General features: G+C 30.9%; 1 protein-coding gene. It reads right to left on the reverse strand.

Annotated elements, in window-relative coordinates; all coding sequences use genetic code 11:
* Nucleotides 1–22: 22 nt before the first annotated feature.
* Nucleotides 23–265, reverse strand: a 243-nt coding sequence (locus HHH54_RS11045) for a transposase (protein ID WP_198618826.1), incomplete at its 5' end; no start/stop codon positions are given.

The following is a 265-nucleotide window of genomic DNA, read 5'->3' on the forward strand; positions in this document are numbered from 1 at the left end:
CTGGTCAGCTCAATTAAGGAGGTTAGGCAACTTGCTGTTGCTTAACTTCCTTTTTCTTTTCTGATGCGAATAATTTTGAACTTAAAATGATTCTATTACGAAAGTGCTCATAATTTCTGTAACCAAATGATACTCTTTTAATGAGTTTAATTTTGTTATTAATACCTTCAATCGGACCATTCGTAAAGTTGGCATATTCTAATGTGTTGGTAATGAATGGAATATAACTGTTTAATGTTTTTATGACGGTTCTTAATTTAGGATG

Source organism: Staphylococcus canis, from assembly GCF_016238445.1.
GTDB lineage: Bacteria > Bacillota > Bacilli > Staphylococcales > Staphylococcaceae > Staphylococcus > Staphylococcus canis.